The organism is Brasilonema sp. UFV-L1, assembly GCF_012912105.1.
GTDB lineage: Bacteria > Cyanobacteriota > Cyanobacteriia > Cyanobacteriales > Nostocaceae > Brasilonema.
Window position 1 is genome coordinate 1 of record NZ_QMEA01000253.1, and the last position, 4060, is coordinate 4060.

Annotated in this window: 3 protein-coding genes and 2 pseudogenes; all 5 read right to left on the bottom strand. The window is 43.2% G+C overall.

Annotated features, from left to right (window positions below):
* Positions 1 to 181: 181 nt before the first annotated feature.
* Positions 182 to 613, bottom strand: coding sequence for a hypothetical protein (locus tag DP117_RS33645; protein ID WP_211176516.1), 432 nt, complete (start codon positions 611 to 613; stop codon positions 182 to 184).
* A gap of 119 nt (positions 614 to 732) precedes the next feature.
* Positions 733 to 885 (bottom strand): hypothetical protein, encoded by a 153-nt coding sequence (locus tag DP117_RS35785; protein WP_211176517.1) that lies wholly within the window; start codon positions 883 to 885, stop codon positions 733 to 735.
* 67 nt (positions 886 to 952) lie between these two features.
* Positions 953 to 2470, bottom strand: a complete 1518-nt coding sequence (locus DP117_RS33650) for an IS1634 family transposase (protein ID WP_211176518.1) — start codon at positions 2468 to 2470, stop codon at positions 953 to 955.
* Between the two features lie 54 nt (positions 2471 to 2524).
* Positions 2525 to 2752, bottom strand: a pseudogene (locus DP117_RS33655) (transposase); the annotation flags it as partial.
* 7 nt (positions 2753 to 2759) lie between these two features.
* A pseudogene (locus DP117_RS33660) lies at positions 2760 to 3550 on the bottom strand (IS630 family transposase); the annotation flags it as partial.
* Positions 3551 to 4060: the final 510 nt, after the last annotated feature.

The window sequence follows — 4060 nt, forward strand, 5'->3', positions numbered from 1 at the left end:
TATTTGCCTATACTTTCACCAACTATTATCCGCCGTCCCTCTCTGTTCAATCTGGGCGTGCAAGTAGGGTAGGTAGCCAGCGAGTTACCATTACTGGCACTTTTCCAACCACCCCCCTCCAAACGAAGCATGACCGTTTTCGTATCACTTCGCTTTCCAGTAATTTTTACGCTTGAGAGGATCACCGTCGTAGCGTCCATATTGGATTTTCTCGTGACATTGCCGACAAACCAAAGCGGGTTTTACGTTTACGTGCCGACATTTTAAGCATCCATTCGGGGCGTTCCTGACATCCCTTTTGCTTAATATCTGCTAGTTTGTGGATATGGTGGACTTCAATATTGTCCGTTGTACCGCAAATTTCGCATTGTTGGGCAAGAAGACGCTGAACAACTTCGCTACGCCCGTTCCAAATATGGTTAGCCTGATTATCATCAATTGTGACCCACTTATTCCACTGCAAACAAACGCCACCGAAATAGGTTCTCAGGGGCAACTTTTCGTCACGTTCCACTGTTATCTGTAGCACCTTGTAAGTACCATCTTTCGTATCAATGGTTGTGCGATACCGTTTGTAAATTTTCTGGCAAGTAGTTTTGAGCTTCTTTGCCAAAGTTTTTACTAGGGAAAGCTCTACGGGTACTCGTTCTGCGCTCCACGATAAATCGTGAAATGCGCCCTCCGGGCACGCTGCGCGCTCCGTAATGACATTTTACGTTTAATTAGGTTGAGCTACTTACTTAAAACTGATTCAATACTTAGATTTTTAACGCTTGTCAAAGTTGGGGTTGTGCTACGCACAACCCCAACTTTGGAGTGAGCGATCGCCTGAATCGAAAGTCGCGTCAAGGAAACACCAAGCAAATCTAAAGCCCTTTGTTGCACAAGAGTGGGTTCAGTAATTTTGTCAAAAATGAAACTAGCTCCACCAAGAGTAGATTGAATTTGATTTTTAACAATAGTCCCGGTTAGCAGCTAATAAAGTTTGAAAACTGTGAACGGGTAAATTATCCTCGGTACGCTTTGTTCTAGCTTTAGTTAATGCGCGATCAGCGAAGCTTAACGCCTTCGGCGTATCGCTATATTCAGCATGAACAACAGATTTTTGTTTGAGTTGAGCTTCTGCGCAATCATCCTCATCAAAAAGAATAGGAGCTAAAACAGAACGCATATGCCATTCAACATAGTAAGCCAACATGCATAAAAACACATGTGCCTTCACTCGTTCTGTTGTATGGTGATAAATGAGTCTAATTTTTAAATCTACAGTTTTAAAACTACGAAAAGCCTGCTCGACTTGAGAAAGACTCTTATAAGCTTTAACAGTCTCCTGGGCAGATAGAACTTCTTGCTCGACAGAAGTGCGAATCACAAATAAACCATCAAGTGCAGCTTCACTTTCAATACTTTGCTTGTTTCGTTCGTAGCTAAAACTATCAGCTTGAATATCAACTTTGAAATGCTTACCAACTTTGTAACGATTCAAAACTTGTCCCACCTTAAGACCAATATTAGATTCCCCTTTTAAACGACGTTTTTGTCTAGTTGTGGCAGCAGCAATTTTGTCTAATTCTTTTTCCGTCGCTTTTAATAATTCTTCTCTTGTTTTGGCTCTATCTGCTGCCAGTATAGGATTACGACAAGCAATTAATCTTTCTCCTGGATAGTCATCAGAGGAAATCTCTGCGATATTTTGCTCATCGAATAAGGATAATTGAATACTTGAGTGTTCAATCAAGGAGCGAATTTGAGTTGAACGCAATGCACTAATCCAATCGAGAGAACCTTTTTTCAAATCTTGTTTAAGAGTCGTCGAAGTAATTATTCTTCGGTCTCCAACCCAAATAACTTGTTTAATACCAAATCTGTCTCTGAGTTTTTCGATTTGATTTGTTAATGTTGTTGGGTCAGCAGTATTCCCTTCAAATACTTCAACCGCTATTGGACAGCCTTCTCGATTACAAAGCAACCCAAATACTATTTGTAATTTTTCTTTCTTGCCATCACGATTGTAACCGTATTGAGTTAACGGACAAGTTTTCCCCTCGAAATAACTACTCGATGCATCATAGAGAACCAATGACCCTGATTCTAAATGTTTTGCTGCTAAGGAGTTTTCTATTGTTTGTTGTCTGTCTAATAGCCAATCCATTGCTTGATACAATTCATCTTCATCCGCACCTTCAAGTCTTAAAATTTCTCCAATACTAGAGAAACATGTTTCATTACTTAATCCTCTAGCTGTGGCTAACTTGGAGCGTGGCTCGATAATACGCGCTACTATCATTGCCAATATTAATCTTCTTTCTCGGGTATTTTCTGAGCTAATTAGGTTATGCAAATCAAGATTTTTTAAACTTCCTAATACTGCTGCAACATGACCGTGGGGACGGCTACGAATAATCTTAAATGCTTCTGGTAAGCTCTCAATCGCTTCCCCACCTTTCAACAAAATTTGTAATCCATTCACAGCCGTGTTGGGTAACTTTGAGAGGTTTGCGAGGGTGGCAAATAGAGGGTTGGTTTAAAACTGCAAAACACCGTTTCGGGTTGCATCGTTTTGGTGAGTCAGCGCTGCAGGAGGGTTTCCAACGCAGTGGCTCAAGTTGATTGCGGCATTCAAATCCCTGTCCATCACGTGCCCACAATGTTCACATTCGTAAACGCGTTCACTTAACAACAAGGATTCTTTCTTGCAGCCGCAACTACTACAGGTTTTGGATGATGGATACCACCTAGACGCTAAAACTAGTAGTGCGTCAAGGACTAATTGACGGATAGAGCCGCTTCAATTTAATCCGAGCATCAACGGTAGTAAATTGCCAATCCACTTTACAGGAAAGTTCATTTCTCCGTTTTTCGCAGGCAGCGATTTCTTGTTTCAAGACCTCCTTGTGTGCAATCCGTCGGTCAAGGCATTGTCGGGCTAAAACGCTCAACTCAATTTCAGCCATGTTCAACCAACTTCCATGTTTTGGGGTGTAATGAAACGCCAATTTGTCAAGAATGCGTCTGGCTTCGACAGGTGGAAATGCTTTGTAAAGAGAGGCTCTAATGTGAGTATTAAGGTTATCCTGAACGACTTGAATTTGTTTTGCTTGGGGATAGCATTCATCAACCAGATATTTCATCTGTTGAGCGTAGTCAATTTGGGTGCGGTGGTCGGTCACTTCTACGTGTCTCCAGCCTACTAAAGGCTCGAAGATCATGAATAGATTGCAGACCCCCTCCCGCTTATATTCATAATCATACCGTTCGATCTGTCCGGGTCGTGGGGGCAAGGGTGTTCGGGTTTCTGAAATTAACTGCTTTGAGCTTTCATCAAAGCAAACTAAGGGATAATCAGGATCGTAGGCATGGGTGTAGAGTTGCAGAACATCTTCCATTTGACAGACAAACTCGGCATTTGCTTGGGGGGGAATCACCCAAGATTCGTTCAACCAAGGCTTAATCTCGTTTTTTTTAGAACTTGTCGCACGCTTTCATGGGAAATGCTCTCTATATATCCCAATGCTACCATTTGGTCAGCCAACAGCCGCAATGTCCAACGGTTGGGTCACAACGATTGAAAAATCTGCCAGCTTCCGGAAAAATCGCCCATGTATAAATACTCATTTTTTCCGAAAAATCTACGTTTGGGCGATTTTTCCGCGCCCCGCATTGTCCCCTAAAATTTTGGCAGCCCTTCGGGTTCACCAGTCGCCTCAACGGGGGGAACCCCCGCACGGCGCTGGATTCACCTTATTACTACGAGTACTCGTCTTGTCCCACCGATCAACAAAACAAAGGCTGCCAAAATTTTTACGTGTAAGACCCCGCCCAGATCGTTGGCGCGCTCACCAACTAATCAGTAATGAAGCTGGCAGATTTTTCCGGTTTTAATGAAGCGGCTATGTCCCTCTGGCGCTCGGCTACAGGCGATCAGCTTTGCTGGCTCCCTGCTGGAGCATCGCAACCAAATGGGCTTCTGCTTCTCCGTCTAGCCGCCGTAGTTTCAATGACTGCCGTGGACGACGCACTTATCTACACAAAACGCGCAATCCTTGCCAAACAAGGCTGG